General features: G+C 69.8%; 21 protein-coding genes. 14 read left to right on the forward strand and 7 right to left on the reverse strand.

What is annotated here, in order from left to right:
- Positions 1–53: 53 nt before the first annotated feature.
- On the reverse strand, positions 54–1208 hold the full coding sequence (locus tag E4O86_RS01275) for an FAD-dependent monooxygenase (RefSeq protein ID WP_161138698.1): 1155 nt from the start codon (positions 1206–1208) through the stop codon (positions 54–56).
- A gap of 199 nt (positions 1209–1407) precedes the next feature.
- On the opposite strand from E4O86_RS01275, the gene E4O86_RS01280 reads away from it, so the two are divergent.
- The 3 genes from E4O86_RS01280 to E4O86_RS01290 are packed head-to-tail and all read left to right on the forward strand — an operon-like array spanning position 1408 to position 4226.
- Positions 1408–1824 (forward strand): Zn-ribbon domain-containing OB-fold protein, encoded by a 417-nt coding sequence (locus E4O86_RS01280; RefSeq protein ID WP_161138699.1) that lies wholly within the window; start codon positions 1408–1410, stop codon positions 1822–1824.
- Between the two features lies 1 nt (position 1825).
- Positions 1826–2965, forward strand: coding sequence for a thiolase family protein (locus E4O86_RS01285; RefSeq protein WP_161138700.1), 1140 nt, complete (start codon positions 1826–1828; stop codon positions 2963–2965).
- Positions 2966–2987: 22 nt separating this feature from the next.
- A complete protein-coding gene (locus E4O86_RS01290; RefSeq protein WP_161138701.1) occupies positions 2988–4226 on the forward strand; it encodes a CaiB/BaiF CoA transferase family protein in 1239 nt (412 codons plus the stop codon).
- Between the two features lie 64 nt (positions 4227–4290).
- Here E4O86_RS01290 and E4O86_RS01295 read toward each other — a convergent pair whose 3' ends face one another.
- From E4O86_RS01295 to E4O86_RS01300, 3 genes are all read right to left on the reverse strand, one after another.
- Positions 4291–5190 (reverse strand): NAD(P)/FAD-dependent oxidoreductase, encoded by a 900-nt coding sequence (locus E4O86_RS01295; RefSeq protein ID WP_343039058.1) that lies wholly within the window; start codon positions 5188–5190, stop codon positions 4291–4293.
- Positions 5191–5314: 124 nt separating this feature from the next.
- Complete coding sequence (locus E4O86_RS23400; RefSeq protein ID WP_246206071.1) at positions 5315–6130, reverse strand: hypothetical protein; 816 nt, start codon at positions 6128–6130, stop codon at positions 5315–5317.
- Positions 6131–6273: 143 nt separating this feature from the next.
- On the reverse strand, positions 6274–7296 hold the full coding sequence (locus E4O86_RS01300) for an NAD(P)-dependent oxidoreductase (protein ID WP_343039059.1): 1023 nt from the start codon (positions 7294–7296) through the stop codon (positions 6274–6276).
- Between the two features lie 100 nt (positions 7297–7396).
- Here E4O86_RS01300 and E4O86_RS01305 point away from each other — a divergent pair, with 100 nt between their 5' ends.
- The 7 genes from E4O86_RS01305 (at position 7397) to E4O86_RS01335 (ending at position 14981) form a co-directional block, all read left to right on the forward strand.
- Positions 7397–9199, forward strand: a complete 1803-nt coding sequence (locus E4O86_RS01305; RefSeq protein ID WP_205520573.1) for a CocE/NonD family hydrolase — start codon at positions 7397–7399, stop codon at positions 9197–9199.
- A gap of 85 nt (positions 9200–9284) precedes the next feature.
- Positions 9285–10526, forward strand: coding sequence for an ABC transporter substrate-binding protein (locus E4O86_RS01310; protein WP_246206073.1), 1242 nt, complete (start codon positions 9285–9287; stop codon positions 10524–10526).
- A gap of 41 nt (positions 10527–10567) precedes the next feature.
- Positions 10568–11425: a branched-chain amino acid ABC transporter permease gene (locus E4O86_RS01315; protein ID WP_161138704.1), complete on the forward strand. Its 858-nt coding sequence runs from the start codon at positions 10568–10570 to the stop codon at positions 11423–11425.
- Positions 11425–12432, forward strand: a complete 1008-nt coding sequence (locus tag E4O86_RS01320; RefSeq protein WP_161138705.1) for a branched-chain amino acid ABC transporter permease — start codon at positions 11425–11427, stop codon at positions 12430–12432. Before E4O86_RS01315 ends, E4O86_RS01320 begins: the two co-directional genes overlap by 1 nt.
- Positions 12429–13166, forward strand: coding sequence for an ABC transporter ATP-binding protein (locus E4O86_RS01325; protein WP_161138706.1), 738 nt, complete (start codon positions 12429–12431; stop codon positions 13164–13166). The genes E4O86_RS01320 and E4O86_RS01325 overlap by 4 nt, the downstream gene beginning before the upstream one ends.
- Positions 13156–13875 carry an ABC transporter ATP-binding protein gene (locus E4O86_RS01330; RefSeq protein ID WP_205520575.1) on the forward strand — a complete coding sequence of 240 codons (720 nt, stop codon included), beginning with the start codon at positions 13156–13158 and terminating at the stop codon, positions 13873–13875. The genes E4O86_RS01325 and E4O86_RS01330 overlap by 11 nt, the downstream gene beginning before the upstream one ends.
- A gap of 35 nt (positions 13876–13910) precedes the next feature.
- Positions 13911–14981: an amidohydrolase family protein gene (locus E4O86_RS01335; RefSeq protein WP_161138707.1), complete on the forward strand. Its 1071-nt coding sequence runs from the start codon at positions 13911–13913 to the stop codon at positions 14979–14981.
- Between the two features lie 34 nt (positions 14982–15015).
- Here E4O86_RS01335 and E4O86_RS01340 read toward each other — a convergent pair whose 3' ends face one another.
- Positions 15016–17433, reverse strand: a complete 2418-nt coding sequence (locus E4O86_RS01340; protein ID WP_161138708.1) for an EAL domain-containing protein — start codon at positions 17431–17433, stop codon at positions 15016–15018.
- A gap of 161 nt (positions 17434–17594) precedes the next feature.
- Between E4O86_RS01340 and E4O86_RS01345 the strand changes: the two genes are divergently transcribed.
- Positions 17595–18908 carry an MFS transporter gene (locus E4O86_RS01345; protein WP_161138709.1) on the forward strand — a complete coding sequence of 438 codons (1314 nt, stop codon included), beginning with the start codon at positions 17595–17597 and terminating at the stop codon, positions 18906–18908.
- A 28-nt stretch (positions 18909–18936) separates the two neighbouring features.
- On the opposite strand, the gene pncB is transcribed toward E4O86_RS01345, so the two are convergent.
- Entirely contained in the window at positions 18937–20241 is a 1305-nt protein-coding gene (pncB, locus tag E4O86_RS01350; RefSeq protein WP_425500102.1) for a nicotinate phosphoribosyltransferase, read from the reverse strand.
- 198 nt (positions 20242–20439) lie between these two features.
- Between pncB and E4O86_RS01355 the strand changes: the two genes are divergently transcribed.
- Together E4O86_RS01355 and E4O86_RS01360 are read left to right on the forward strand one after the other, a co-directional pair.
- Positions 20440–20643 (forward strand): hypothetical protein, encoded by a 204-nt coding sequence (locus tag E4O86_RS01355; RefSeq protein WP_161138711.1) that lies wholly within the window; start codon positions 20440–20442, stop codon positions 20641–20643.
- Positions 20644–20719: 76 nt separating this feature from the next.
- The gene (locus tag E4O86_RS01360) at positions 20720–21103 is read left to right on the forward strand and encodes a DUF423 domain-containing protein (protein ID WP_161138712.1); all 384 of its coding nucleotides are present in this window, start codon (positions 20720–20722) and stop codon (positions 21101–21103) included.
- A gap of 5 nt (positions 21104–21108) precedes the next feature.
- Here the strand turns inward: E4O86_RS01360 and E4O86_RS01365 are convergent, their stop codons facing one another.
- Positions 21109–22611, reverse strand: coding sequence for a TadE/TadG family type IV pilus assembly protein (locus E4O86_RS01365; RefSeq protein ID WP_161138713.1), 1503 nt, complete (start codon positions 22609–22611; stop codon positions 21109–21111).
- A gap of 250 nt (positions 22612–22861) precedes the next feature.
- Here E4O86_RS01365 and hemA point away from each other — a divergent pair, with 250 nt between their 5' ends.
- On the forward strand, positions 22862–24133 hold the full coding sequence (hemA, locus tag E4O86_RS01370) for a 5-aminolevulinate synthase (protein WP_161138714.1): 1272 nt from the start codon (positions 22862–22864) through the stop codon (positions 24131–24133).
- The last annotated feature ends 52 nt before the right edge of the window (positions 24134–24185 follow it).

Consider the following 24185-nt stretch of genomic DNA (forward strand, 5'->3'; position numbering starts at 1 on the left):
CCGATTTCGGCCGAGCGCGCCCCAAGCGATAGCCAATCGCGCCTCGCGACGGCTCAGCCGGCGGCGGCGTTGAGCGCGCGGTCGCCGGAGGCGATCGGGGCGTTCAGGACGTCATAGCCGTAGCACCAGTCGGGGTCTGTCCGCTCGCGCATCCAGGTATTGGCGTGCGACCCGGCCTGGACGCGGGCAGCCCGCGCTTGCCGCGTCGCCTCGAAGCGGGCGAGCGCGCCGGCGACATCGTCCGGCGTCTCCGCGATGCAGCGCGCCAGCATGACGCCGTCCTCCATGGCCATGGCGGCACCCTGGGCCATGTAGGGCGTCATCGGATGGGCCGCGTCGCCGAGGATCACCATCCGGCCGTCCTGCCAGTGCGGGAGCGGCTTGCGGTCGACGATCGCCCACTTGTTGACCTCGGGGCAGGCGCGGAGCACGTCCCGCACCTGCGGGTGGAAGGACGCGAAGGCGCTGCGCAGCACGTCCACGTCGCCCTTCGCCGACCAGGATTCCAGCGTCCAGTCCGGCTCCGGCAGCGAGGTGACGAAGTAGACCTCGTCCCGCGCGGCGGTGGTGAGATAGATCACGATGTGCCGGTCCTCGCCCCACCATTTGGTGCATTCGTCGATCTCCATCGACAGGCGTTCGACCGGAAAGGTGGCGCGGTAGGCCACGCGGCCGGTGTAATCGGGCTTTTCCGGCCCGAGCAGCGTCTCGCGCACGCGCGAGTGCACGCCGTCGGCGCCGACGACGATATCGGCGCTGGTCCGGGTGCCGTCCTGAAACGTGATCTCCACGCCGTCCGAACGGGTCTCGATCCCGACCACGCGCCTGTCGAGGCTGATCGCCTCGTCCGGCACGATCGAGACGAGGGCCTCGTGCAGGTCGCCGCGATGCATCAGGAGGTAGTCGGCTCCGTATCTCGCCGAGGCGGCGTCGCCGAGCGGAAGTTCGAACTGCATCGCGCCGGTGTCCCATGTCCGGTTCTTCCAGGAACCGGGGCGGAAGGCGGTGGCCTTGACCCGCTCCTCCAGGCCGAGCGAACGCAGGACGCGCATGGCGTTCGGGCTCATCTGGATGCCGGCGCCGAGACGCAGGAAATGCGGCGCCTGCTCGAAGATATGGCTGTCTATGCCGCGCTGCCGAAGCGCGGAATAAGCCACGAGGCCTCCCATTCCCGCTCCGATGATCGCGATCCGCGGCGCATGGCCCATCTTCTCTTCCTCCCTTCGGCCGATTGCGGGCAGGCGCTCATCCGCGCCAATGCCGTTCCATTATAAGGAACATATGATCTCTTATGAGGTTCACCTCATTTGGACCGGGAAGTCAAGCTGCGCGACCCGGGTTGACGTCCGCCGCAGAGTTGCCTAACGATAAGAGAACGATCGTTCGTTTATGCAGAACAGGTGGATGATGCAGAAGCTCAGTGTCGTGACCGCGGAGACCCTGTCGGGGCTGGAGCGGCTGCATGTCGGCCGGGGCCCCGACGGCGCGCCGGTGCTGCGCGGCGCACGCTGCGCCGATTGCGGGCTGGTCTACTTTCCGCCGATCGGCATCTGCCCGAGCTGCGCTTCGACGGACCAGGCGGCCGAGGACATGCCGCGATCGGGCACGCTCTATTCGGAGACCACCGTCCACGCCGCCCCGCCGCCCTGGTTCACCCCCTATTCCGTCGGCTATGTCGACCTGCCCAACGGCGCCCGCGTCTTCGGACACCTGAGGGGGAGCCCCCGGATCGGCGACCGCGTGACCCTCACGACCGCCGTCCTCGGCCGCGACGAGGACGGGCGGCCGGTGGAGACCTTCGCTTTCGAGAAGAAGGAAGGCTGAGATGGTCCGGGCCGCTATCGCCGGGGTCGGAATGGTCCCGTTCGCCAAGATGCGCGAGAAGTCGCTCGCCGATATCGGCTGGCCGGCCGTCAAGGCGGCCATCGCCGATGCCGGGATCGAGCCGAAGGCCCTGCAGGCCTGCTATTGCGGCACCAGCCTCGGCGGGATGATGGCCGGGCAGCGCATTCTCGGCCGGATGGGGCTGACCGGCATCCCGGTCACGAATATCGAGAATGCCTGCTCCTCGAGCTCTTCGGCCCTCGCCCAGGCCGTGCTCGCCGTGCGCGCGGGCAAGTACGAGGCGGTGCTGGTCGTCGGCGCCGAGAAGCTCACCAAGTTCGGCGGCGGCACCCTGCCGCTCGAGAAGGAGGACTGGGAGGTCTCGCAAGGCCTCGTGATGCCGGCCCTCTATGCCATGCGCGCCAAGCGCTACATGCACGAATACGGCCTGACCGAGCTGCAGCTCGCCAAGGTGTCGGTGAAGAACCGGAAGAACGGGGCGCTCAATCCGGATGCCCAGTACCGCCAGGCCGTGACGGTCGAGGACGTGCTCGGCAGCCGCATGATCGCGGAGCCGTTCACGCTGCTGCAGTGCTGCCCGACCGGCGACGGGGCGGCGGCGCTCGTCGTCACCTCAGAAAAGCTTGCGCGGAAGCTGCGGAGCGATCCCGTCTTCGTCGCCGCCTCCGAGCTGACCTCCGGTCGCTTCACTGCCGGGTTCCGCGACATGACGACGCCGGAGATCACCGTCCGGGGCGCCGCGGAGGCCTACGAGGAGGCGGGGCTCGGGCCCGAGGACATCGACGTGGCCGAGGTGCACGACGCGTTCTCGATCGCGGAGCTCATCTATTACGACGCCTTCGGCTTCTCGAAGAAGGGCGAGGCGGGCGCGCTGATCGACAGCGGGGCGACCGAGATCGGCGGGCGGGTCGCCGTCAATCCGTCGGGCGGCCTTATCTCGAAGGGGCATCCGATCGGCGCGACCGGGGCGGCGCAGGTGGTCGAGATCACCCGCCAGCTCCGCGGCGAATGCGGGCCGCGCCAGGTGCCGGGCGCGAAGGTCGGGCTGGCGCACGCCACCGGCGGCGGCATTTCCGGCTTCGACCATGGCGCCTGCGCCATCCACATCCTGACACGCTAGCGCCAGACGGGACGTGGAGCCGATGCCAAACGACGCCGCCGCGGCCATGCGCCCGCTCGAAGGCGTGACCGTTCTCGATCTCACCCAGTTCCTGTCGGGCCCGTACTGCACGCAGATCCTGGGCGATCTCGGGGCCGAGATCATCAAGCTGGAGAGCCCCGAGGGAGACCTCGCGCGGCACATCCCGCCTTATTTCCGCGAGGGGTCGAGCCTCTATTTCCACGCGATCAACCGCAACAAGAGCAGCATCGTCGTGAACCTGAAGAGCGAGCGGGGCCTCGCCATCGCGCGCGACCTGATCGCGACCTGCGACATCGTGGTGGAGAACTTCCGCCCCGGCGTGCTCGACCGGCTCGGCCTCTCCGCGGCGGAGCTGTGCAGAGAGCATCCGCGGCTGATCTGGGCCTCGATCTCGGGCTTCGGGCAGGACGGGCCGTACCGCAACAAGCCCGCCTACGACATGATCGTGCAGGCGCTTTCCGGCGGCATGAGCCTCACCGGCGAGCCGGGCGGCACTGCGGTCCGCTCCGGCATCCCGATCGGGGACCTCTCCGCCGGCATGTATGCGGCGATCGCCGCGCTCTCGGCGATGGTGCGGCGGGGCATCACCGGGAGGGGCGCCATCTGCGACATCTCGATGCTCGACGTGCAGGCGGCGATGCTCTGCTACCAGGCGGCCTATTTCCTCCATTCCGGCGTGGTGCCGGGACGGCAGGGCACGGCGCACGATTCGATCCCGACCTATCGCGGCTTCACCTGCGCGGAAGGGACCGAGCTCGTGATCACCGCCAACACCGAGCGCATGTGGCGCGGCCTCTGCCGCGTCCTCGGGCTCGACCACCTGGCCGACGATCCCCGCTTCGTGACGAACCGCGAGCGGCACCAGAACCGCGCCGCGCTGGCGGAGCTCCTCGAGGCCGCGATGCGCCGCCGCCGCGCCGACGAATGGGTGCCGCTGCTCGAGGCCGAGGGCATTCCGGTCGGCGTCGTGAACACGCTCGACAAGGTGATGGCGGATCCGCAGCTCCGGCACCGCGCGATGATCGAGGAGATGCCGGCGCGGGCGGGCGGGCCGCTGCGCGTCATGGCGAACCCGGTGAAGTTCGTCGGCGAGCCGGCCACGGCGTCGATCCCGCCGCCCGTCCTCGGCAGCGCGACGGCCGCGGTGCTCGCGCGGCATCTCGGGCTGGCGCCGGCCGAGATCGCGCGGCTCGACCGCGAGGGCGTCATCGCGACGGCCGGCACTCCCGCCGACGCGTGAGACGGGGGCTAGGGCCCGTTTGCTAGGGCCCGCTCGCTAGGGCCCGCTCGCTAGGGCCCGCTCGCTAGGGAAAGTCTTCCGCGAGCAGCTCGGAATTGATCGCGAACGCCGCCATCGCGCCCTCGCTCGCCGCGACGATGGCGAGCTGGACATGGCGCGAGGAATCGCCGGCGACATAGAGGCCGGGCACGTTGGTCGTCTCGTAGGTGCCGGTGTCGACCGCGCCGCGGCGCGTGAACCGGCAGCCGAGGCGCTCGGCGAGATCCGAGGCCTGGCGGTCCGGCATCGCGAAGAAGAGCGCCTTCCGCTCCAGGACCCGTCCGTCGGCGAGCCGGATCGCCCGGAGGCATTCGTCGCCCTCGAGCGCGGCGACGGGCGTCCCTTCGATCGCGATGCCGTGGCGCCGGAGCCGGCCGGCGAGCTCGGGACCGATCGCGGCGGACTCCCCGGAGAAGACCACGATGTCGTCGCTCCAGCCGCGCAGCTCGATCGCCAGGCGCGCGCCGTGCGCCTCCGGTCCGTAGACGGCGAGCGGCGCGCCCCTGTTCTCCCAGCCGTCGCAATAGGGGCAATGATAGACGCCCCTGCCGTAGAACCGTTCGGCGCCCTCGATGGGCGGCAGGTCGTCGCGGATTCCGGTCGCAAGGAGCAGCTTGCGGCACCCGACCGTCTCGCCGCCGGCGAGCGTGACGGCGTAGCGCGCCCCCTCTTTGCGCGCATCCTCCACCCGGACCTCGCGCAGCTCGACATTCGGATAGCGCCGAAGCTGGTCGCGCCCGGTCTGGCGGAGCTCGCTTGGATGGGTGCAGTCGCGGGTGAGGAAGCCGTGCAGCTCGTGCGAGGCCGCGTTCCGGCCCTTCCCTTCGTCGCACAGAAGGACCCGCCGCAGCGCGCGGCCGAGGATCAGGGCCGCGCTCAGCCCGGCCGGTCCGCCGCCCACGATCAGGACGTCATAATCGCTCACGCAGTCTCCCGTCTCGTCCCGCCTCGACCGGGAGGGGAATGCTGCGCCTGCGAGGCGGTTCCGGACGAAGCGGTTCCGAACGAAGCGGCTCCGGATGGAGCCGTACCGGATTGTGAGCGGACGGTCAGAACCTGTGCCAGACGGCCGCGACGAGGCCACGCTCCTTGAGCGTCTCGCGTCCGGCCACGGTGGCGATGCCGCCGATCTGGACGGACCATCGGCGTCCGAAATCCCAGACCGCGCTGAGCTCGACCTCGTGGCGGCGCGGGCGGTCGCCGGGCCGGCCTCCGCCGTCGGAGAGCGCATTGAAGGATTGCACCATCAGGAGGAGGCCGGGGCGAAGCCGCAGGCCGGCCGTGCCCTCGAGCCGGAACTCGCCCGGCCCGTCGGCAAGCGGGACGCGGTAGCCGGCCTGGAGGTCGAGGAAGCCGGGCCTGTCCCAGAGCGTAACGGAGCGGCCGAGCAGCACCCGCGCGTCGATCATGTGCTCGGTCTTCCCGGCCTCGGCCGGATTTCCCCCGTCGGATGCGCCGGCGACGCGCCCGAGCACCTGGACCGACCCGACCCAGGCCTCGGTCCGCAGGAGCCGCGTCCGGGCGCCGAACTCGGTGTAGCCGGGGCCCAGGTAGCGCGCGTCCGTCGGAGCGCCGATGGTGGTGCGCTCGATCGTCGGCGAGAAGATCAGCGTCAGCCAGTCGGTCGCGCCGTATTCGACGAGGGCCGCGATCTCGCGCTTGCGATGCGTCGGCCGGCCGACCACGTCGCCGCCGGCATCGAAGGCCTGCGTCGCGTCCTTTGCCGTGAAGGAGAAAATGATCTGGCCCGCCGCGCGATCAAGCGTCCAGGCGCCGGCATGCGCCTCGCCTGGGCGGAGATAGAGCGCGAGCAGGAGCGCCGCTCCTGCCCGCATCGCTCCGCCGAGCGGCGCACCCTTCCCCATGCGGCTTGCAACCTGCGAAGGCGGATTGTCGCCGCGAAGCTTCGCTTAAATTGCAGCGCGAGTCGAGACCGTCCTGATCCGCCTTGTCCAGGCGGGCCGGGGTTTTCCGGCCTCATGCCTGGCCGCGGGCGCGCCCGGGCGGTTCAGGCCCGGTTCGTGCGCGCCGGCCAGTAGGCGGCGAGTGCGGAGCTGTCCTTCCCGCCGAGACCGCTCGCGCTCGCCTCGTCATAGACGCCGAGCGCGCATGCGACGAGCGGCAGTTCGAACCCGCGCGACCGCGCCTCCTCGATCATCGTCCTGAGGTCCTTGCGGATCGAATCGACGTCGAAGGTCGCCGGTCCCGGCTCGTCGCCGGCGATCACGCGCCCGATGGCGGCGCCGCGCGACTTCAGGATGTTCGGCCCGCCGGAGGACTCGGCGAAGATCTCCATGACGAGCTCCGGATCGTTGCCGAGATGGCGGAGCAGCGAATAGGCCTCGCCGAGCGCCTGGTAATAGACGAGGAGGGGCAGGTTGATCGCGAGCTTGACGCTCGCCCCCGCCCCGACCGGGCCGACATGGTCGAGCCGCCGGCAGAGCTGCTCCAGGACCGGCCGGGCACGCTCCACGTCCGCCGTCTCCCCGCCCATGAAGCCGATCAGCTTGCCGGTGCGGGCCGGACCGGTGGTGCCGCCGACCGGACACTCGACGAAGGTCGCGCCCGCGGCACGGACATCCTCGGCGAGCCTCTTCTCGGTCTCCGGGCGCACCGTGCTCATGTCGATCACGAGCTTGCCCTTCAGGTCTCCGGCAAGGAGCCCGTTCTCGCCGCGATAGACGGTGTCGATCGCGCCGGCATCGGTCAGGATCGTGATCACCACATCGGATTCGCCGGCGAGCTCCGCCGGATCCGCGGCCGCCAGCGCGCCCTTCCCGACGAGCGGCTTCGTCTTCTCCGGCGTGCGGTTCCAGACCACCACCTCGTAGCCGACTTCCAGCAGCCGCTCGGCGATTGCCGACCCCATCCGGCCGAGACCCGCAACTCCTGTCCTCATGCCCGCTTCCTCACCTTCATTTCTTCTGATCGGGCGATCAGTAGCATTGCGGCCGTCCCTGTCCAATTCCGCCGCGCGCGCCGGTTCCGGCATGGCCGAGCGTGGGGGCTGCGGATCCGCCGGCGCGATCATCAGAAAAGCTGATATGCGCCAGCACGGAATATGGTTTGCGGAGCAGGGGCGCGAATCCTACTCTCGCTGCAACCAACAAAGCCGGCTCTGGGAGGCACAGTTGCACGGCACCGGCGATCCGTCCCGGCCCGGAATCGAGTCCCGCTCGGAGGAGCGCGACGGCATGCGGGTCGACTGGAACGTTCCGATCACCATGGATGACGGCCTGGTGCTGAGGGCCGACGTGTTCCGGCCGCTGGCCGAGGCCCGCCATCCCGTCATCCTGACCTACGGCCCCTACGCGAAGGGCCTGGCGTTCCAGGACGGCTATCCGAGCGCGTGGGAGCGCATGATCTCGCAGCACCCGGACGTGCCGGCCGGGTCGAGCAACCGCTACCAGGCCTGGGAGGTGGTCGATCCGGAGAAGTGGGTTCCGGAAGGCTATGCCTGCGTGCGCGTGGATTCCCGCGGGGCAGGCTGCTCGCCGGGCTATGTCGACCCGTTCTCGCCGCGCGAGCGGAAGGACTTCTACGACTGCATCGAATGGGCGGGCGTGCAGCCCTGGTCGAACGGCAGGGTCGGCCTCAACGGCATCTCCTATTTCGGCACCAACCAGTGGCAGGTCGCCTCGCTGCAGCCGCCGCACCTCGCCGCGATCTGCGTGTGGGAGGGGGCGGCCGACTGGTACCGCGACATGACCCATCACGGCGGCATCCTGTCGACCTTCTGGGCCAACTGGTACGACATGCAGGTCAAGACGGTGCAGTACGGCGCCGGCGAGCGCGGCAAGAGGAGCCGTGTCACCGGCGAGCTCGTCTGCGGGCCGGAGCTCCTGTCTGAGGAGGAGCTCGCCGCGAACCGCTGCGATTTCGGCGGGGAAATCCGGGCGCATCCGCTCGACGACGACTATCACCGCGCCCGCTCGCCCGACTGGTCGAAGGTGACCGTGCCGATCCTCTCGGCGGCGAACTGGGGCGGCCAGGGGCTCCATCCGCGCGGGAATTTCGAGGCGTTCATGCGCGCCGCGTCCACGCAGAAATGGCTCGAGGTGCACGGCATCGAGCACTGGACGCACTTCTACACCGATTACGGCCGCACCCTTCAGCTCCGCTTCTTCGACCATTTCCTGAAAGGGGAGGCGAACGGATGGGATGCGCAGCCGAAGGTGCTGCTGCAGGTGCGCCATCCCGGCGAGCGCTTCGTGGAGCGCGCCGAGACGGCCTGGCCGCTCGCGGGGACGGTCTGGACCAAGCTCTATCTCGATCCGGCCGGAGGAGCGCTGCGGGCGGCGCCGCCCGAGGCTGCCGCCACGGTCACCTTCGACGCGCTCGGGGACGGGCTCACCTTCCTGACGCCGCCGCTCGAGGCCGAGACGGAGATCACCGGCCCGGCCGCCGCGAAGCTCGTCGTCTCGTCCTCGACCGAGGACGCCGACATCTTCCTGGTGCTCCGGGTCTTCGCGCCGGACCTCAGGGAGGTCACGTTCCAGGGCGCGATCGACCCGCACACGCCGGTCGGCCAGGGATGGCTGCGCGCCTCCCACAGGAAGCTCGATGCCGCGCTGACGCTGCCGTGGCGGCCCTACCACAGCCATGACGAGGTGCAGAAGCTCACGCCCGGGGAACCGGTCGAGCTCGACGTCGAGATCTGGCCCACCTCGATCGTGGTGCCGGCGGGCTACCGGATCGGGCTTTCCGTGCGCGGCCGCGACTACGTCTATCCGGGCGGAAGCGGCGGGCGGCTCTCCAACTTCAAGAACGAGCTGACCGGCTGCGGGCCGTTCCTTCACGACGACCCGGCGGACCGGCCGCACGAGGTCTTCGGCGGGCGGACCACGCTGCACTTCCCGGGGGCGAACCCGCCCTGCCTGCTGTTGCCCGTCATCCCGGCGGACCGGCCCGGAACGGCACCGAGGGGAGGCTGACGACCGCCGGCACGGCCGGCACCGAAGAACAGACGAGGCCGGACAGCGGCCCGCTGGACCCGCACAGACGTGGGAGGAACCGCAGATGACGATCCGACGCAGAACCGTCCTGAAAGGAATGCTCGCCTCGACCGCAATGGTCGCGGCGCCGGCCGTGCTCCGGGCCCAGGGAGCGCCGTTCAAGATCGGTCTCCTGACCGTGAAGACCGGCCCGCTCGCCCAGGGCGGAATCCAGATGGAGCAGGGCATCCAGACCCTCCTGAAGGAGAAGGGAAGCACGCTCGCCGGCCGCAAGGTCGAGCTCATCGTGGCGGATACCGGCGGCAACCCTGCCGGCGCCAAGACCAAGGCGCAGGAGCTCGTGGAGCGCGACAGCGTCAACGTCATCCTCGGGCCGCTCGCCGCCTTCGAGCTCCTGGCCATCACCGACTACGTCCGGGAGCACACGACGCCCCTCATCAGCCTGGCGGCGGCCGAGGACGTCACCCAGCGCCACGCCAATCCCTGGGTGGTGCGGCCGTCCGCGACCTCCGGGCAGTGCTCGCATGCCATGGGCGATTACGCCGCCAAGGACATGGGCCTGAAGCGCATGGCGACGATCTCGGAGGACTTCGCCTTCGGCCACGAGCAGGTCGCCGCCTTCCAGCGCACGTTCGAGGACGCCGGCGGCAAGGTCGTCCGCAAGCTCTGGCCGCCGCTCGTCACCCCGGACTACACGCCTTTCATCGCGCAGATCGGCGACGTGGACGGCGTCTTCACCGGCTTCGCCGGCTCCAACCCGGTGAAGTTCATGCGCGCTTATGCCGATCTCGGCCTGAAGGGCAGCATTCCGCTCACCGGCGGCTGGACCGCGATGGACGACGCGCTCCTCAAGAGCCTCGGCGACGAGGCGGTGGGGGTGGTGTCCGCGCACTTCTATTCGCCGACCATCGACACGCCGAGCAATGCGCGCTTCGTCGAGGCGATGGCCAAGGACTACCAGGTCGTTCCGGGCGGCTATTCCGCCGGCATGTACATCGCCGGCCAGTGCGTGGAGGGGGCGCTCGAGAAGGCGGGCGACAAGGCCGGCGACAAGGAGGCGTTCATGGAGGCGCTGCGCACCGTGCAGCTCACCGACACGCCGCGCGGCCCGGTCGCCTTCGACGAATACGGCAACATCGTCGGCAACGTCTACATCCGGAAATGCGAGCGGAAGGACGGCGCGCTGGTGAACACGATCATCAAGACCTATCCCGACGTCAGCCAGTTCTGGACCTACGATCCGGCCGAGTTCCTCAAGAACCCGGTCTATTCGCGCGACTTCCCGCCCGCGAAGAACCTCGAATAGCCGGCCGGGCGGCGGGCGGCGGAAGAAGGACGTCGGCGGGAATGCTCTTCTGGCTGCTCCTGGCGGTGAACAGCATCACGATGGGCGGCCTGCTGTTCCTGCTGTCGGCCGGGTTCTCGCTGATCTTCGGATTGATGCGGATCCCGAACCTGATGCACGGCTCCTTCTTCATGCTCGGCGCCTATCTGGGGGCGACCTTTCTCGCCCGCGGGATGAACTTCTGGGCGGCCGCCCTTCTCAGCGCGGCCGCCATGGTGGTGATCGGCGGCCTGATCGAGCGCTTCCTGCTCCGCCGGCTGGCGGGGCAGGACCTCGCGCAGGTGCTCCTCACCCTTGGCCTCTCCTTCGTCGTCGCCGATCTCTGCCTGATGGTGTGGACCGGCGACCCGATCCAGCCGCCGACGCCGCCCGGCCTCGCCGGCGCGTTCCGGGCCTTCGGCATGTTCTTCCCGATCTTCCGCCTGGCGATCGTGGCGATCGCCGTGGTCGTGGCCGTCGCGCTCTGGCTGATGATCGAACGGACGCGGCTGGGGGCGATGATCCGCGCCGGCGTCGACGATCCGGCGATCGCGCGGGTGATGGGCATCAAGGTGTCGCAGCTCTTCACGCTGATCTTCTGCCTCGGCGCGGGGCTCGCGGCCTTCGCCGGGGTGATCGGCGCGCCCTATCTCTCGATCTATCCCGGGCTCGACGCGGACATGCTGCCGCTCGCGCTCATCATCGTCATCCTGGGCGGCGCAGGCAGCCTGGCCGGCGCGCTGCTCGGCAGCTTCATCATCGGCTTCCTCTACAATTTCGGCCAGGCGCTCTTTCCCGACCTCGCCTACGTGATCCTGTTCCTGCCGATGCTCCTGATCCTCGTGCTCAGGCCGCAGGGCCTTTTCGGCAGGGTCGGGTGATGCCGCCGGGCGCCGTGCGGGCTCTCTGCCTCGGGGCGGCGCTCGCTGTGCTCGCCGCGCTGCCCTGGTGGATGGCCAATCCCTATTATGTCAACATCGCGAGCCAGATCCTGTTCTGGGCGGTCTTCGCGCTCGCCCTCAACGTGCTGGTCGGCTATGCGGGCCTCACCTCGCTCGGCCATGCCGGCCTGTTCGGCATGGCGGGCTACACGGCCGGGCTGATGCTCGCCGCCGGCGCCGGCCACGCCGCCGCGATCGTCGCGGCCCTTCTCGCCACGCTCGCCACGACGGCGATCTTCGCGCTCCTGGCGCTGCGGGCGACCGGCATCGGCTTCCTGATGATCACGCTCGCGCTCGGCCAGATCCTGTGGGGGATCGCCTATCGCTGGGCGAGCCTCACGAACGGCGACAACGGGGTGAAGCTCGCCGACCGCCCGGCGCCGCTCGGCCTGCACCTGTCGAGCCCGGACGCGTTCTACCTCGCCACCTTCGCCGTGTTCCTGCTCTGCCTCGCCTCGATGCGCCTCTTCGTCCGCTCGCCCTTCGGCGCGAGCGTCCGCGGCACGCGCGACCAGCCGCGGCGGATGCGGACGCTCGGCTACAATGTCTGGCTCGTCCGCTTCCTCGCCTTCCTGTTCTCCGGGTTCTGGACCGGCGTCGCGGGACTGCTCTTCGTCTACTACAACCAGTTCATCAGCCCGCAGGTGGTCGCGCTGCAGACCTCCGCCGAGGTGCTCCTGATGGTGATCTCCGGCGGGGTCGGGACGCTGTTCGGCCCGGTCGCCGGCGCCGCCATCGTGGTCGTGATGAAGAACGTGGCGAGCGCCTATGTCGAGCGCTGGAACATGGTGCTCGGCATCATCTTCGTGCTCATCATCGTGTTCATGCCGGAGGGGCTCGTGCCGGGCGCGGCGCGGCTGGTCCGGCGCGGCTATCGCGGGCTTCGCGCCGGGAGCGGGCCGGCCGCGGCGGAGGCCGCCGCCAGCCCGGGGACGGCGGGGCGATGAGCGCGCTGGTGCTCGAGGACCTCTGCAAGTCGTTCGGCGGGCTGCGGGTCACTAGGAACGTGAACCTCGTGGTGGCGCCCGGCGAGCGGCGGCTCATCATCGGGCCGAACGGCGCCGGCAAGACGACGCTCTTCAACCAGATCACCGGCGACATCCGCTCGAACAGCGGCACGATCCGGCTGTTCGGGCGCGACATCACCCGGATCCCGGCGCGCCAGCGGGCGCATCTCGGCATGGCGCGCACCTTCCAGATCATCACGCTCTTCCCGCGCGACACGCTGATCCGGAACGTGATGCTCGCGCTGCTCGGGCTCTCGCCGCTGCGGTGGAACCCGTTCGCCGACCTCGACCGGCGGCGCGACCTTCGCGAACGGGCGCTCGCTGCGCTCGCCCGGGTGGGGCTCGACCGTCTCGCCGAGCGCGCGCTTTCCGAGACCTCCTACGGCGAGCGCCGCCGCGTCGAGATCGCGATGGCGCTCGCGCAGGAGCCGAAGGTGCTCCTGCTCGACGAGCCGCTCGCCGGCCTTTCGCTGGAGGAGCGGCGGGAGATGAGCACGCTTCTCGCGGCGCTACCGCGCGACGTGACGGTGGTGATGATCGAGCACGACATGGACGTCGCACTCGAATTCGCCGACCGCATCACCGTCCTCCATTTCGGCGAGGTGATCGTGGAGGGCACGCGGGCCGAAGTGGTGGCGGACGCGCGCACCAGGGAGGTCTATCTTGGCGCGTAGCGCCCTCAGCCTGCGCAACGTGGACGCCTGCTACGGCGACAGCCACGTCCTGCACGGCGTGTCGTTCGAGCTCGCCGAGGGCAGGCTTCTCGGCCTCCTCGGCAGGAACGGCGCCGGCAAGTCGACCTGCATGAACGTCGTGGTGGGCCTGCTCGGCGCGCGCGCGGGCGAGGTCGAGCTCTTCGGCGAGGCGGTGACGCGCTATCCGCCGGAGCGGATCGCGGCCTGCGGCGTCTCCCTCGTGCCGCAGGGCCGGCGCGTCTTCCGCACCCTCACCGTGCGCGAGAACCTCGCGGTGGCCGCCCGCAGGCCGCGGCGCACGGGAGCGGCGCCCTGGACCGAGGAGCGGGTGTTCGAGATGTTTCCGCGCCTCAGCGAGCGCCGGAACCAGACCGCGGGCCTCCTTTCCGGCGGCGAGCAGCAGATGCTCGCGATCGGGCGCGCGCTGATGGGCAATCCCCGCGTCCTCCTGATGGACGAGCCGTCGGAAGGCCTCGCGCCGCAGATCGTGGCCGATGTCGGCCGGATCATCGGGCGGCTCAAGGCGGACGGCCTCTCGATCGTCCTCGTCGAGCAGAACCTCAAGCTCACGCTCGAACTCGCCGACGACGTCGTGATCATCAATACCGGCCGCGTCGCATTCCGCGGGTCCGCCGCCGAAGTGGCGGCCGATCACGCCCTCGTCGCCCAGAATCTCGGGATCTTCTGATCCGCCGCCCAGCCCACCGAGGAGAACGCCCCAAGATGCCAGAGCTTTGGAACCGGTACGGCCCGACCGCCGCGCGGACCCACGGGCGTCCCGGCCGCGAGACCCGGCCGCAAACGACGACGGTCGACCTCCACTCCCATGTCGCCGTTCCGGCCGCGGCAGAGCTGGTGAAGCCCTATCTCGACTGGTCGACGGTCCCGCTCGCGCATTTCGCGACCCCCGACACCAAGGAGCTGAACCAGCGGCAGGAGGCCGACCGCGCCTCCCGCTTCGTCACCTATGACGAGCGGCTGGCGGACCTGGAGGCGATGGGCATCGACGTCCAGGTGGTGAAGCCGCCGCCGCCGCAATGCTATTACACGGTGCCGATCGAGATCGGCGTGAAGGCGGCGCAGATCGTCAATGACGGGGTCGCCGAATTCGTCGCGGGCCGCCCGGACCGGTTCATCGGCTTCGGCACGGTGCCGCTGCCGGACGGCGAGGAGGCCGCGAAGGAGCTCGAGCGCTGCGTGCGCGAGCACGGCTTCCGGGGCGTCCAGATCCTCACCAACGTCGCCGGCCGCGAACTGTCGGATCCCGCCTTCGAGCCGTTCTGGGCGAAGGCGGAAGCGCTCGGCATCCTCGTCGTCATCCACCCGAACGGCTTCACCGAGGGACAGCGCCTCACCCGCTTCTACTTCAACAACGTGGTCGGCAATCCGTTCGACACCACGCTCGCGCTCCACTACCTGATCTTCGACGGCGTGCTGGAGCGGCATCCCGGCCTGAAGATCCTCGCCGTTCATGGCGGCGGCTACCTCGCCAGCTATTCGGGCCGCATCGACCATGCCTGGGGCGCCCGCTCGGACACGCGCGGCGAGCTGCCCAATCCGCCGACGAGCTATCTGCGGAAGGTCTATTTCGACACGGTCGTCTTCACGCCCCACCAGCTCAGGAACCTCGTCGAGGTGTTCGGCGCGGACAGGATCGTGATGGGGACGGACTATCCGTTCGACATGGCCGAGTCGGATCCGATCGGCCACATCCGATCGGTGGAGGAATTCGACGAGGCCACGGTCTCCGCGCTCGCCGGGGGCAACGCCAGGCGGATCCTCGGCCTTACGTGACCGGCCGGCCGGCGGGCGCTTTGCCGGCGCCGGCTCAGGCGGCGCCGCGCTGCCGCGTCCGGGCAGGGCCGCCGGCCAGCCGCCGGGGGTGCGAGACGACGTCCTCCGCGAGATGCCCGGTGAACTCCGACATTGGCCCCGGGCGCCCCAGCAGGTAGCCCTGCACCGCGCTGCAATCCACCGCCCGCAGGAATTTCAGCTCGTCCTCCGTCTCGACGCCCTCCGCCAGGACCGGCAGGTTGAGGCCGCGCGCCAGGCCGACGACGGCACGCACGATGGCGGCCGCCTCGGCGCTGCTGTCCACCGAGCGGACGAACGACTGGTCGATCTTGATCTTGTCGAAGGGGAAGGCGCGCAGGTTCGAGAGCGACGAATAGCCCGTGCCGAAATCGTCCATGGCGATATGGACGCCGAGCGCCCGCAACTGGCGAAGCGCCGTCAGCGTCCGGCCGACATCCTTGATGAGCGCCGATTCCGTGATCTCGATCTCGAGCCGGGACGGCGCGAGGCCGGTTTCCTTCAGCACCTCCTCGACGATCAGGGCGAGGCTCCCGCTGTGGATCTGGACCGGCGAGACGTTGACGGCGATCATCAGCGGCCGCTGCCAGCGGGCGGCTTCCGCGCAGGCGGTGCGCAGAACCCATTCGCCGATCTGGACGATCGCGCCGCAATCCTCGGCGATCGGTATGAACTCCGCCGGCGAAATCGCTCCCTTCGTGCCGTGCTCCCAGCGCAGGAGCGCCTCGAAGCCGACGACCTCGCCCGTCTGGAGATCGGCCTGCGGCTGGTAGACGAGGCTGAGCTCGCCGCGGGCGACGGCGTGCCGTATGTCGTGCTCGAGCTGACGCCGGTCGCGGAGATGGGCACCCATCGAGGGCTCGAAGAAGCAGTAGACGCCGCGGCCCTCCGCCTTCGCGGCGTAGAGCGCGGCATCGGCATGGCTGAGAAGCGTCGCGCGATCGGGCGCGTCGCCGGGGAAGAGCGCGATGCCGATGCTCGTCCGGACCGCGAACCCCTTCGGCAGCTGCTCCGTCTCCTTGTCGAAGGCGCGGAGGACGGCCTCGGCGATTTCGGCCGCGGCGCCCGCATCTGCCAGGTCCGGAGCGATGATGGCGAACTCGTCGCCGCCGAGCCGCGCGACGAGCGCGTCCGGGCTGAGCACGCTCTGGACCCGCTCCGCGACATATTGCAGGACGGAATCGCCCGCCGGATGGCCGAAGAGGTCGTTCACCTCCTTGAAGCGGTCGAGGTCGAGGAAGAGGACCGCCAGCAGCCGCCGGCCGCCGCGGTGCGCCGCGATCTCCGCTTCCAGGCGCTTGTTGAAGCTTGTGCGGTTCGGCAGCTTGGTGAGCGGATCGTGGTGGGCGAGGAAATAGATCTCCTCCTCGGCCTTCTTGCGCTCGCTGAGATCGCGCACCGCGAGAACCCTGTGCGGCTCGCCGGCATAGACGATGTCGCGCTGGATGAGCTCGACGGGAACCGAGCGGCCGTCCGCCTGCCGCAACGTCGATTCGACCGGGACCGTGCCGATCCCCCGGAGCTCCGTCTCCGAGAGGGCGGGAAAGATCGTCTCGATGTTGCGCCCGAGCAGGGCCTGCCGGTCGCGCCCGACGAGCTCCGCGAAGCTGCTGTTGGCGGCGGCGATCGTCCGGCCCTTGCAGACCACCAGCCCCTCGACCGCGGCGTCGGCGAGATCGCGCATCCGGTCCGCCTCGCGCGCGGCGTTGCGGTGCTCCCGAAGATCGAGCCAGAGCGCGCCGAGCGCGAGCAGGATGATGAGCGTGGAGACGAGCGCGACCGCGACGGCGAGCATGCCTGACGGAAGCGCCGGATCGGGCACGTGGATCGCCGGGTCCGGGACGATCGAGGCGGCGCCCATCGCGGTGAAATGGAGGCTGCAGATCGCCACGGTGAGCAAGGCGGCGCCTCCGGCCTTCCAGCGGAAGGCCCGGGAGCGGAGGCCGACGGCAAGGCTCGCTGCACCGAACAGGACGGCGAAGGCCAGCGAAGCGGCGACGAGGCTCGGATCCCAGACGATCCGGCCGGCGATCTCGAACGCCGCCATGCCGGTATAGTGCATGACCGCGACGCCGGCGCCGGCGATCGCGCCGCCGATGAGCCGGCCATGCGGAATCCGGGAAAGCGCGCAGGCGAACCCGATCCCCGTGACGCAGATCGCCACCAGGAGCGACGCGAGCGTGAGGTCGAGGTCGTAGCCGGTCGGAACCGGCGGCACGAAGGCCAGCATCGCGATGAAGTGGGTCGCCCAGATGCCGAATCCGCTGGCGATGGCGGCAATCGAGATCCAGATGCGGCGCATGAATCGCGAGCTGGACCCGCCGTGATGCAGCAGGTTGATGGCCGTGCCCGAGGCGAGGCCGCACATCAGCACCGCCAGCACCACCAGGCGCAGGTCGTGCTGGGTCGCAATGCAGCTATAGACCTTGAGCATGAGTCGGATAGCCTTTCGAGCTCGCCTCGAGTCAAGAACTATTAGCGGCCCGGAGTGAACGGACTCTTGATCGGCAGCCGGCAACAGGATGCGGCGCCGCCGACATTGCAGAGACAAGGGAAGGTGCGCATGCTGCCCGGCGCGTCCGAAGGAGGGGAGAGATGGCGGCGGTCCCATTCGAGACGGCGCTGGCGGCTGCCGGCGTCGGCGCCTTCCAGAAGCGGCTCATCGGCATCTTCGGCCTCGTCTGGGCCGCGGATGCGATGCAGGTCCTGGCGATCGGCTTCACCGCGCCCTCGATCGCCGCGACCTTCGGGCTGAGCGTCCCGCAGGCGCTGCAGACCGGTACCCTCTTCTTCCTGGGAATGCTGATCGGCGCCAGCCTGTTCGGCCGCCTCGCCGACCGCTTCGGCCGGCGACGGGTGCTGATCGCGACGGTGCTGATCGACGCGGTGTTCGGCCTTCTCTCGGCGGTCGCGCCCGGCTTCGGCTGGCTGCTGGCGCTGCGGTTCCTGACCGGCCTCGGGGTGGGCGGCACGCTGCCGGTCGACTATGCGATGATGGCGGAGTTCCTGACGCCCGACCGCCGAGGCCGCTGGCTCGTCGTCCTGGAGGGGTTCTGGGCGGTCGGAACCGTGCTCGTCGCGCTCGCGGCATGGGCGGCGCAGGCGGGCGGCGGGGAGGACGCCTGGCGGACGATCTTCCTGGCGACGGGCGCGCCGGCCCTGATCGGCCTCCTGCTGAGGTTGTGGGTGCCGGAATCGCCGCTCTATTTGCTGCGCACCGGGCGCGGCCGGGAGGCCCGCGCCGTGCTGGAGCGCATCGCCCACGCGAACGGGCGGACCGCGCCCGCCGTCGAGCTGGCGGAGACGCGGGAGGCGCAGCCCGGGCTCGCGGCGCTCTTCTCCGGCGTTCTCCTGCGGCGGACGCTGCTCGTGCTCGTCGCCTGGCTGCTCGTCTCGGTCTCCTATTACGGTGTGTTCGTCTGGCTGCCGGCGCGCCTTGCCGGCCAGGGATTCGGATTCGTGCGCGGGCACCTCTTCCTGGTCGTTCTCGCCCTCGCCCAGCTTCCGGGATACGCGCTCGCCGCCTACGGCGTGGAGCAATGGGGCCGGCGCCCGACGCTGATCGGATTCCTGGTGCTGAGCGCAGCCGGCTGCTTCCTCTACGCCGTCACCACGTCGGCGCCGCTCGTCGCAGGCTCGATGATCGTCATGAGCTTCGCCCTTCTCGGCACCTGGGGCTCGCTCTACGCCTTCACGCCGGAGCTCTACCCGACGACGCTCCGCGCGACCGGGATGGGCGCGGCCGGGACGATGGCGCGGCTCGGCGGCCTGCTCGCTCCCTCCGCCATGGCGCCGGTGGTCGCCTCCGGCTTCGGCACCGCGCTCGCCGTCTTCGCCGCCCTCCTCCTCGTCGCGGCCGGGGCGGTCGCCGCGATCGGCGTGGAGACGCGGAACGTGCCGCTCGCCTGAGTCCGGGGCGGCAGCACGCGGCCGTGGTTCAGACCAGCACCCTCCGCGCCTCGAAGCTCGTCTCGCCGAACACCCGCTTGTAGCGGGCGATCTCCGAGGGCTCCCCGGTCGCCTTGTTGGGATTGTCGGAGAGCTTCACCGCGGGCCGGCCGTCCGCCTCCGTCACCTTGCAGACGAGCGAGATCGCCTCGAGCCCGGTGAGCCGCTTCGGCGAGACGCCGCGGAAGTCGTTGGTGAGGTTCGTCCCCCAGCCGAAGCTCATCCGGACGCGGCCGTCGAAATGGCGGTAGGTCGTCTCGATCGTGTCGATGTCCATCGCATCGGAAAAGACGAGCAGCTTGTCGCGCGGATCCTGGCCGCGCTCGCGCCACCAGCGCATGATCATCTCGCCGCCCTCGATCGGCGGGGCGGAGTCCGGCCGGAAGCCGGTCCAGTCGGCGACCCAGTCCGGCGCGCCCCGCAGGAAGGCCGGCGTCCCGAACGTGTCCGGCAGCACGATCAGGAGGTTGCCGCCGTAATAGCGCTGCCATTCCTCGAGCACCCGGTAGGGCGCCATGCGCAGCGCCTCGTCGTCGGCGCCGGCGAGCGCCGCGAGGACCATGGGCAGTTCGTGCGCATTGGTGCCGATCGCCTCGAGCCCGGCCTCCATGGCGATGAGGACGTTGCTCGACCCGATAAAGGCGTCGCCGAGCCCCTCCTTCAGAGCCTCGACGCACCAGCGCTGCCAGAGGAAGCCGTGCCGGCGGCGGGTGCCGAAATCGGAGATGACGAGGTCCGGAAGCCGGCAGAGCCGCTCGACCTTGTTCCAGAGCTTCGCCTTGGCGCGGGCATAGAGCACGTCGAGCTCGAACCGGCCGAGATCGTTCATGGCCGCGCGCGAGCGCAGCTCGTTGATGATGGAGAGCGCCGGGATCTCCCACATCATCGTGTGGGTCCAGGGCCCCCTGAAATGGAGCTCGTACTGGCCGTCGACGCGGCGGAGCTCGTAGTCCGACAGCTGAAAGTCGGCGAGCCATTCGAGGAATTCCGGGCCGAAGATCTGCTTGCGCCCGTAGAAGGTGTTGCCGGCGAGCCAGATCATCTCCTGCTTGGTGAAGCGGACCTCGCGGGCATGGTCGAGCTGCGCCCTGAGCTCGGCCTCGTCGATCTCGTCGGCGAGGCGGACGCCGGCCGTCCGGTTGATGAGCGAGAAGGTGACGTCGACGTCGCGGTAGAGCCCCCACACCATCTGCAGCATGAGGAGCTTGTAGAAATCCGTATCGAGCAGGCTCCGCACGATCGGATCGAGCTTGAAGGTGTGGTTCCACACCCGCGTGGCGATGTCGGTCAGGATCGTTGGCACGCGCCCCTCCTCGCCGCCGGCCGGGGCGCCCGTCCCGGGCACGCCATCCGGACGAGGGACCTCTAGCTTATTTCGGCGCGGGATGCAGGCCGCCCGCGCCGGCGCCGGCCGGAGTCTCCTCCATGTCCCTGGAACAGCACGGCAAATTCTGCGTTTGCGGGCGACAGGCATTTCACGATCGGAACGTCAATGACCGACAATTCCCTTGCCGGCATCTTCGCCGCGTCGGCCTGCGTCGCCCTGCTGGCCCTCTTCATGCTCTGGCCGCGCGACGCCGAGACCCCGGCGGAGGTGCGCGTGGCGACCTGGCCGTGGGAGAACGCGGGGCCGGCCTCGGTCGCTCCGCTGGCGCGGCAGCCCGGCGCCGGCGCGGCGGCCCTCGTCACCCGGTGAGACATCGCGGCGCTTGCAGGCGGAGCGGGACCGGCGCAAAGGCCTTCCGGGCCGGAACGGTCCGGAGGAGATCGCCATGGCCGCGGGCCGCCTTGCGCACCGCCTGGTGCATGCCCTTGCCGCGCTCATGGGCGGAGCCGGGGTCGCGCTCGCCGCGGCCGCGGCGCACGTCACCGGCGGCGGCAACCTCGAGACGGCGGCCTATTTCCTGCTCTTCCACGCGGCGGCGGTGATCGCGCTGGCGGCGGCGCCGGGGCGTGCCGCGCTGATCGCGGCGGCGCAATGGATGCTGCTCGCCGGCGCGCTCGTCTTCTCGGGCACGCTGGCGCTCGGCGCCCTGCTCGATATCCACCTCGCGCCGAGCCCCGCGCCCTGGGGCGGGACCCTCATGATCCTCGGCTGGCTCGTCGCGGCGGCGGGCCTCTTCGCGCCCGGCGAGCCGTCCGCGCGGAGCCGCTAGCCGCGTCAGCGCGTGATCCGGAGCGTGGTGAGGTCGTCGCCGATATCCTCGAACGCGGTCTGCAGCGTCGCCGCGTCGGGGGCGTAATAATAGAGCGGCTCGCCGTCCTCGCCGGTCGAGGCGCAGGTCCGGAACACGTCCTGGATGCTCGCCGCGTTGACCTGGAAGAGGATCGTGTAGACGCGGATCCCCTTCGCCTTCACGCTCTCGCAGATTCGCGAGACCTTCTTGTCGGTGGCGCGCTCCGCGCCCTCGATCGTGTCCGAGCCCAGCCGCTTCTGCGCGAGATAGCCGTAGGAGGTGTAGTCGGACTTGACCGGCGCGCTCGAGCCGACGCCCTGGTTGAAGCCGTCGCTGAGGAGCACGAGCACCTTCGTCGTCTCCTTGTCCGAATAGGCTACGCCCTCGGTGAAGGGCGCCTCCGGCGAAAGCACGCGCCAGGCCCAGACGAGACCCTGGGCGATGTTGGTTCCCGACGCCGGATGCGGCTGCATCTGCGTGATCTCGCCCTTGATGCGGCTCACGTCGTCGGTGAGCTCCACGACCGGACGGGGGCAGGCGAGGTTCGGGCCGCCGGTGCGCGGATCGTTGACCTTCACCTTCTTCCCGTATTTCGAGAGGTCGCGCAGGCGCGTCCAGTAGTCGCCGGAAACCCCGTCGGCGAGGTAGCTGTGGTAGGAGCTGTCCGGCTCGTCCGGCCAGAGATAGGGCACCCAGCGCGTCGCCGCATCGACCGGCGCCTCGTCCGTCTCGTCATAGCCGCTTGTGCGCGCTTCGACGCAGCCGTCCCATTCGGATCCCATCTTCGCGAAGAGGGCGATGCGGTCCACGGCCTTGCCGCCCTCGAAGGCGAATCCGTAGGGATCGTCGGCGCCCTTCCGCTCGATCCAGGACCAGTCGAACGCCTTCCCGCGGATGTTCACGGCCGTGACGAAGGGCACGAGGGCGACCTTCACCCGGTCCTCCGATCCCTCCTCGGCATAGAGCGTGTCGACCAGCTCCCCCGCCGATTTCCGCAGCGCCTGGATCTTGCCGTTCTGGGCCATCGACCCGGTATTGTCGAGCGCGAGCGCGATCTCGTACTTGCCCGCCGAGCTCGCCACTTCCGTCGTCAGGTCGATCGGCAGCGTGGCGAACCCGAGGAGGGGCAGGAAGGCGGTGTCCATCGTCGCCTCGACGCTCACGACGTAGCCGCTCTCCGTCTTCTCGGTCTCGAAGCCCGGCAGGTGGACCGACGCATCGGGCTTGCCGATCACCGATTCGACATAGCGGTTCACGAAGGCGTCGGCCTCCGGCTTCTTCATCGCCGGCTGCCGGGCGAGCGCGATCGCGGCCGCGTCCATGGCGTTGGCGATCTCCGCCTTGTAGCGCTGCTGGCGCGTCACATCGACGGCGCCTCCCATCAGCCCGATCAGGGGAATCGCGGAGAACGCGAAGATGATCCCGACATTGCCGCTCTCGTTCGAGAAGATGCCCGGCCGTCGCGCCCAAGCGAGCCCGTTGAACATGACCCCTCCGTCGACGCAAGGCGGCCCGTCCGGCCGCGTTTGAGTAAAGTTTTATCGACATCCTTCCTCTGCCGCGTGCCGACGGAAGGCGCACGCCCTTTCGGGAAACGACGTGAAGCGTTAAGGTTTACGCGAGGAAATGCCCAGGCGCTGATCGCCCGCCGCCCGTTGAGCAGGCAGCGGCAAGGTGCCGCTGGAAATTTGAACACATTCGCGCTTACTAATAGATCCGAGCGGGCTGGAGCCACGGATGTTCGACTATCAGAGCCATTTCCAGAGCGCGGTGGACGCGCTGCGCACCGAGCGGCGCTATCGCGTCTTCGCGGATCTGGAACGTCGGGTCGGTTCGTTTCCGAAGGCCATCCACCGGACCGGCGATGCCGAGCGCGACATCGTCATCTGGTGCTCGAACGACTATCTCGGGATGGGCCAGCACCCGAAGGTGGTGCGGGCCATGCAGCAGGCGGCCGGCCGGATGGGCGCCGGCGCCGGCGGCACGCGCAACATCTCGGGCACCAACCATCCGCTGGTCGAGCTCGAGGCGGAGCTCGCCGACCTCCACGGCAAGGAGGGGGCGCTCGTCTTCACCTCCGGCTTCGTGTCGAACGAGGCCTCGATCTCCACCATCTCGCGGCTCCTGCCGGACTGCCTGATCCTGTCCGACCAGCTGAACCACGCCTCCATGATCGAGGGCGTGCGCCGCGCCGGCAGCCAGAAGCAGATCTGGCGCCACAACGATCTCGCGCATCTGGAAGACCTGCTGAAGGCGGCGGGACGCGAGCGCGCCAAGCTGATCGTCTTCGAATCGGTCTATTCCATGGATGGCGATGTCGCGCCGGTCGGGCGGATCGCCGATCTCGCCGAGCGCTACGGCGCGATGACCTATATCGACGAGGTGCATGCCGTCGGCATGTACGGCCCGCGCGGCGCCGGCATCTGCGAGCGCGACGGCGTGATGGACCGGATCGACGTGATCGAGGGCACGCTCGCCAAGGCGTTCGGCGTGCTCGGCGGCTACATTACCGGCACCCATGCCGTCGTCGACGCCGTCCGCTCCTACGCGCCGGGCTTCATCTTCACGACGGCGCTGCCGCCGGGCCTCGCCGCCGCGGCCTGCGCCTCCATCCGGCACCTGAAGGTCTCCTCCGCGGAGCGCGAGGCGCAGCAGCGCCAGGCGGCCCGTACCAAGGAGCGGATGATCGACGCGGGCCTGCCGGTCATGCCGTCGGAGACCCACATCGTGCCGGTGCTCGTCGGCGATCCGGAAGCGTGCAAGGCGGCGAGCGACCATCTTCTCGACCGGCACGGGATCTACATCCAGCCGATCAACTATCCGACGGTCCCGCGCGGCACGGAGCGGCTCCGCATCACGCCGACGCCGTTCCACTCCGACGCGCTGATCGACGCGCTGGTCGAGTCCCTGGTGGAGACGTGGGACCATATCGGGCTTCCGCTCACCGGCCCGACGACGGTGGAGATCGTCTCCCGCCGTGCGGAGATCTTCGCCGCCTCCGGCGGCTGAGAGCCGTCCGGGCGCGGCTTCGGCGAGCGTCCGGTATCATCCTCGGCTGCTG

Source organism: Propylenella binzhouense (genome assembly GCF_009866965.1).
In the GTDB taxonomy this organism is placed as follows: Bacteria; Pseudomonadota; Alphaproteobacteria; order Rhizobiales; family Afifellaceae; genus Propylenella; species Propylenella binzhouense.